At 46.0% G+C, this 6,223-nt stretch carries 5 protein-coding genes; 4 read left to right on the top strand and 1 reads right to left on the bottom strand.

Going from position 1 to position 6,223, the window contains the following annotated elements; genetic code table 11:
* Positions 1-55: 55 nt before the first annotated feature.
* A complete protein-coding gene (galE, locus tag ACFPA1_RS12665) occupies positions 56-1,027 on the bottom strand; it encodes a UDP-glucose 4-epimerase GalE (RefSeq protein ID WP_378583453.1) in 972 nt (323 codons plus the stop codon).
* A 221-nt stretch (positions 1,028-1,248) separates the two neighbouring features.
* Between galE and ACFPA1_RS12670 the strand changes: the two genes are divergently transcribed.
* The 4 genes from ACFPA1_RS12670 (at position 1,249) to ACFPA1_RS12685 (ending at position 6,055) form a co-directional block, all read left to right on the top strand.
* Positions 1,249-2,907, top strand: a complete 1,659-nt coding sequence (locus tag ACFPA1_RS12670) for an N-acetylmuramoyl-L-alanine amidase (protein WP_378583411.1) — start codon at positions 1,249-1,251, stop codon at positions 2,905-2,907.
* Positions 2,908-3,259: 352 nt separating this feature from the next.
* Positions 3,260-4,060: an N-acetylmuramoyl-L-alanine amidase gene (locus ACFPA1_RS12675; RefSeq protein ID WP_378583413.1), complete on the top strand. Its 801-nt coding sequence runs from the start codon at positions 3,260-3,262 to the stop codon at positions 4,058-4,060.
* Positions 4,061-4,367: 307 nt separating this feature from the next.
* On the top strand, positions 4,368-4,871 hold the full coding sequence (locus ACFPA1_RS12680) for an Lrp/AsnC family transcriptional regulator (protein ID WP_378583416.1): 504 nt from the start codon (positions 4,368-4,370) through the stop codon (positions 4,869-4,871).
* The gene (locus tag ACFPA1_RS12685; protein ID WP_378583419.1) at positions 4,868-6,055 is read left to right on the top strand and encodes an aminotransferase; all 1,188 of its coding nucleotides are present in this window, start codon (positions 4,868-4,870) and stop codon (positions 6,053-6,055) included. The genes ACFPA1_RS12680 and ACFPA1_RS12685 overlap by 4 nt, the downstream gene beginning before the upstream one ends.
* The last annotated feature ends 168 nt before the right edge of the window (positions 6,056-6,223 follow it).

Consider the following 6,223-nt stretch of genomic DNA (forward strand, 5'->3'; position numbering starts at 1 on the left):
CATTCTAAACTGGTCCTCTTAAAAATGATGCACAAGAACCGTCCCCATGCATCACCTAGTACCTTTGCTCCTGGTGCCAGTTCCAGGCGTCGGCGATGATGCGTTCTAGGTTGCGTTCTGCTTTCCATCCGAGTTCGTTGAAAATCTTATCGGAAGAGGCTACGAGTCTTGCTGGGTCGCCGGCGCGGCGGTCAGCCATTTCGACATTGGCCTTCACGCCTGTTACACGTTCGCACGTTTCAATTACTTCTTTAACGGAGTATCCGAGCCCGTTGCCAAGATTGTAGATCTCCGCCGTTTTCTCTCCAGATAACAGCGCTTCAAGTGCCAGAATATGAGCCGAAGCCAAATCGGTGACATGAATATAATCACGGATACATGTGCCGTCCTCGGTATCGTAATCCGAACCGAAAACAGAAATCTTTTCCCGCTGGCCTAACAACTGCTGCAGAATAATTGGAATCAAGTGCGTTTCGGGATCATGGCTTTCGCCAATCACAGCAGATTCATGTGCTCCTGCAGCATTAAAGTACCTTAGCACAACATAATGTAAATCATAGGCTTTTGAAAAATCAGCCAAAATTTGCTCGATCATTAACTTTGAATGGCCATACGGATTGATTGGTGCCGTTGGCGTTGATTCATCGATGATGTCCACATTCGGAATCCCGTATGTAGCCGCTGTGGATGAAAAAATAAAGTTTTTGACATTGTGTTTCATCATAACTTTTAATAAAGTTAAAGTAGAAGCAACATTGTTCTGATAATATTTCATTGGGTCGACGACTGACTCGCCAACGAGGCTGTTTGCCGCAAAATGCATCACGGCCTGTATCGGATAACTATGAAAAATCATGTCCAAATCTTCTTCATTGCCAAGGTCGCCTTTTACAAAAATCGCCTGGCTGTCAACGGCATCGCGATGGCCGGTAGACAGGTTGTCCAATACGACTACCTCGTCTTTTTCAACTAGTTCTTTCACAAGATGGCTGCCAATATAACCTGCGCCGCCTACAACAAGGATCATCATTCATTTCCCCTTATATAAGATTCACGTGACTTATGTATTATAGCATTATTAAAAAAATGATGCCCCATTTTCGGTTTCTTAGCCTTTTTCCAAAAAACTTTACAAAAAGTACTCCTTGCCCAAAAAGTCGGGAACACAGGCACAATGTACTAGGCCCGAACCAATTCAAACTCTTGCCATAGGATATATATGATAATAAGTGAAATGGAGGAGATGAAATGAAGATTTATTTAGACCCGGGGCATGGCGGAAACGACCCTGGCGCTCAAGGAAACGGTCTAAATGAGAAGGATGTCACCTTGGATATTGCATTGAAGCTGCGCTCCATTTTAGTCAATCAGTTTGAAAATGTATCGGTCAAAATGAGTCGTGAAAGTGATATCACCAAAAGCCTGGGTGCCCGGACAAGCGAGGCGAATGCTTGGGGCGCAGACTTTTACCTGTCAATTCATATCAATTCAGCGGGCGCTTCCGCCCAAGGTTATGAGGACTATATTTATAACGGCCTTTCTAGGTCCTCACGAACAGCCCAGATCCAAGGTATCATTCATGCAGAGGTAATGAAGGTAAACGAGTTAATTGACCGCGGCACGAGGCAGGCCAATTACCATGTGCTGCGTGAGTCCAATATGGAAGCCGTCTTAACGGAAAATGGCTTTATCTCTAACGCTCATGATTCAGCGCTAATGAAGCAAGATGCGTGGCGGCAGAAGGTCGCTCAAGGTCATGCGAACGGTCTTGCAGCAGCTTTTAATCTTGTTCGAAAATATAAACCCGCTCCAGTACCGCAGCCAGCGCCCGCCCCAACACCTGCTCCTGCCCCTCAGCCAGTACCTGTGCCGTCTACTCCCGTATCCGGAACCCTTTTCAAAGTCTATTCCGGTTCGTTCAAATCACGGGAAAATGCAGACGAGCGCGTAGCCAAACTTCGGTCCATGGGATTTGATGCCTTTGTGGATATTACAAACATTTCAGGTGGGACCTGGTACCGCGTCCAAATAGGTGCTTTCGCGAACCGGGAAAACGCCGAACAGCGCTTGAAAGTTGTGCAAATTGCTGGATTTAATGATTCCTTCATTATTATCGAAGGAGGCGGCGTAACTGCCACAAGCCCGACAGGAGGAACAAGCAGTACACCGGATAATTCCGGGGCGTCTGACAGCAATTCTTCGGGGAATGCTCCTAGTCCAGAAGTCGGTTCTAGTACTGGCAGTGTCACAAATGAAGGGAGTGAAGCGGCCCCATCCGGCACCACTGACCCGAATAACGGTACTGCTTTAGGCGGCGATTCTGAAACAAGCAGCGGCTCTGAAACAGTCATTGAAACCCCGATCGCCCCTGTCCAAGATTCAACTATTAACTCTATTTTCGGACCAACCTTCCTATCGCCAGAGCATATGAACCGATTTGTAAAAAACGTCAACCCAAGTGCTCCCAATTTGGGAAGTCTTTATCTAAAATATGGCGAATATTACGGAATTCGCGGAGACGTCGCATTTGCACAGGCCGTTCACGAGACAAACTTCTTCAGATTCACTGGCGTCGTCAAGCCGGGGCAGGACAACTTCGCCGGCATCGGAGCAACCGGGCCCAACAATCCAGGTGCCAGCTTCCAAACACCTGAAGAAGGGGTAATCGCTCACCTGCAGCACTTGTTCGCCTATGCGACCACGAACCCGCTACCAAACCAATTTCCATTAGTGGATCCGCGTTTCCACTTGGTAAGCAGGGGATCCGCACCAACATGGACCTCCTTAAATGGCAAGTGGGCTGTACCGGGAACCACATATGGTCAATCGGTTTTAAACCTTTATAAACGGATGGTGAATTTCTCCATTAAAAATCTGGATAGCATCCAAAAGGAGATTCAATATTAAGGAGAATTTCCACTAATTAAACGTTTGGCGAAAATCGAGCAGTAGTTTCCCTTATTTTAAAAGTTTATATTTTCTACATGGAAGCCATAAGAGTTGATCGATTTACTGATTTTTTTTTAAAAAAGCATATTTCCTCTTCAAACGTTTGATTAGATTTTGCTTTAGCCCTTTTATTAAAAAGGGTTTTTCTTTTTTAAACTGATCCCAGAATAAATTGTTCCATAGCCTATCCTTTTGGGGATTGTTTTCATAAATAAAAGGTGGAAAGGGTAAAAAGCTTGCTGACACCTGCCCGAACCCTGTCCACCTTTTTTTCATAAGATATAGGTGAAATAAGAATGGAGGTGATGAAATGAAGATATATCTTGACCCAGGCCACGGCGGCACCGACCCTGGCGCTCAGGGCAATGGATTGAATGAGAAGGATGTAACGCTCGATATATCTCTAAGGCTGCGAAGCATTTTAATCAATCAATATGAAAATGTTGAAGTAAAGATGAGCAGGGAAAGCGACATCTCGAAAAGCTTGAGCGCTCGGACAAATGAGGCAAATGCTTGGGGGGCCGATTATTATTTATCGATTCACATAAATGCCGCTTCAATCGCTGCACAAGGATACGAGGATTACATTTATAATGGTCTGTCAGATTCCTCGCAAACGGCAAAGTACCGTGAAATCATCCATGGGGAAGTCGTAAAAATGAACCAACTTCTCGACCGCGGAATGAAAAAGGCCAACTTCCATGTCCTCCGCGAATCAGCCATGCCAGCGATTCTGTCTGAAAATGGCTTTATTACAAATGCCCATGATTCCGCGCTAATGAAACAAGCAGGGTGGCGCCAGGATGTCGCTCAAGGCCACGCAAACGGGCTTGCCAAGGCTTTTAATTTGCAGCGAAAACCAACCCCGCCGCCTACCGGTACACTATACAAGGTAATTGCCGGCTCCTTCAAGTCCAAAGAAAATGCGGACAAGCAGGTAGCTCTTCTCCAGGCGAAAGGGGTCGAGGCGTTCGTTGATACTGTTGTCATAAGTGGAGAAACCTGGTACCGCGCTCAGGCAGGGGCCTTCTCAAGCCGTGAAAATGCTGAAGAGCGGATGAACGCCATTAAAAATGCCGGATTTCCGGATGTGTTCATTTTAGCAGAATAAGCTTGTAATTTAATAGGGACTGGCAGCCCGCCTTATCGAGCGGGCTTTACTTCATCGGTATTTGCCATCACCAATACAGCTTCTATTGTTGCCTCCTGCATTAGTATCTTTCCATTCCATTAATGCCTGACACCAGCCGCGGACATTGTCCGCCTCACGTGGACACTTTTCATTAAGTGGCTGTGTTTTTTGTGCTAGCACAATATATTTGTTGTATAACAGTATTTGGGAGTGACTTTCATGCAGAGAAGGATTAAAATCATAGGTAGGATTTTTTAAGTTTAGCTAGTTTAGGAGGTACTCCCTTATGAAGCTTAATAGTGAAGAAATTGAAATTCTAAAAATCATTGAAGAGAACCACAAAATTTCAACGGCGACCATCGCGTCCATGGTCATGAGCAGCGAGGAGAAAGTCCGCGAAACGATCAAAAAGCTGGAAGAGCAAAAAGTCATCATGAGTTACCCAACTTTGATCAACTGGAGCAAGGTTGAGGGGCAGGAACATACTATTGCGATGATTGACGTAAAGGTCACACCAAAGCGCGGGGTAGGATTTGACGAAGTGGCTCAAAGAATCGCCCGTTTTCCTGAGGTATCTTCCTTGTATCTGATGTCAGGTGCCTACGATTTATCCATTACTGTCGAAGGAAGAACGATGCACGAAGTCGCTTCCTTTGTTTCGGCAAAATTATCGCCAATTGAAAGTGTTGTTTCTACGACCACTCATTTCATGTTGAAAAAATATAAGCATGATGGCGTTTGTTTTGATAGCGGCGACGAAAAAGACCGCAGAATGGTGGTTACACCATGAGTAATGACATTTCGAAATATCTGTCAAATACAGCTAGAGAACTTAAGCCATCAGCAATACGGAAATTTTTCGATTTGGCCGCCGGTATGGAGGGCGTTATTTCGCTAGGTGTCGGGGAACCGGACTTCATTACACCTTGGAACGTGCGTGAAGCAACGATATTATCCATCGAACAAGGCTTCACCTCCTATACGGCAAACGCCGGCTTGCTGGAGCTGCGTGAGGAAATTGCAGCCTATCTACAGAGAGGCTTTAACGTGGAATACAATCCCGTTAACCAAATCATCGTCACTGTTGGGGCAAGCGAGGCAATCGACATTGCCTTTCGGGCGATTGTAAACCCTGGCGATGAAGTCCTTATCGTAGAACCGTCGTTCGTTTCTTACGCACCATTGGTGGCATTGGCGGGCGGGACACCAATCCCTGTATCCACCTCACCTGAAAACGGCTTTAAAATCACTGTCGAGCAAATTGAAGCGGCGATCACGGAAAAAACAAAAGCTATTTTAATCTGTTCGCCAAACAATCCAACTGGTACGGCTTTAACGCGTGAAGATCTGAAAGAAATCGCCGCGACGATCATAAAACATGACCTGATTGTCGTTTCCGACGAAATTTACGCCGAACTAACCTATGACGAGGAATTTACAAGCTTCGCTGCGATAGAAGGCATGTATGAGCGGACAATTTTAATTAACGGTTTTTCCAAAGGCTTTGCGATGACAGGCTGGAGGTTGGGATTCTTGGCAGCTCCTGCTGAGTTTGTCGGGCATATGCTAAAAATTCATCAATACACGACCATGTGCGCACCGCATATGCTTCAGCACGGGGCCATTGAGGCACTGCGCAACACATACCATGAGGTTGAAGCGATGCGTAACAGCTATCGCCGCCGCCGTAATTATGTAGTGGACACGTTGAACAATATCGGGCTGGACTGCCATACACCAGGCGGAGCCTTTTATGTGTTCCCATCAATCAAGGCGACCGGCCTGAGTTCCGAGCTGTTTGCTGAGGAACTCCTGATAGAGGAAAAAGTTGCCGTTGTACCAGGCAATGCCTTTGGTGAAAGCGGCGAAGGGTATATCCGCTGCTCCTATGCAACTTCGATGGAACAACTGCAGGAAGCTTTAAAGCGAATGCAGCAGTTTGTGGAACGTAGAGTTGGGGCTGTGGTTAAATAGTTAATGGGACGGGTTCTTGGACCCGTTCTTTTTTATGATTCTACTGATTAAGAATCCGCCGATTTCCAAGAGATATCCGCCTAACCGGTTTGGCCCCCTAATTCCGGACACAAGCTTATGTTTTCTCTTGTTTTCTCTATATTTCAATTTTGAGGTCAACCTTCTTCA

Origin of the sequence: Neobacillus sp. GCM10023253, assembly GCF_042653105.1 — a bacterium.
Taxonomy (GTDB): domain Bacteria; phylum Bacillota; class Bacilli; order Bacillales; family Cytobacillaceae; genus Neobacillus; species Neobacillus citreus.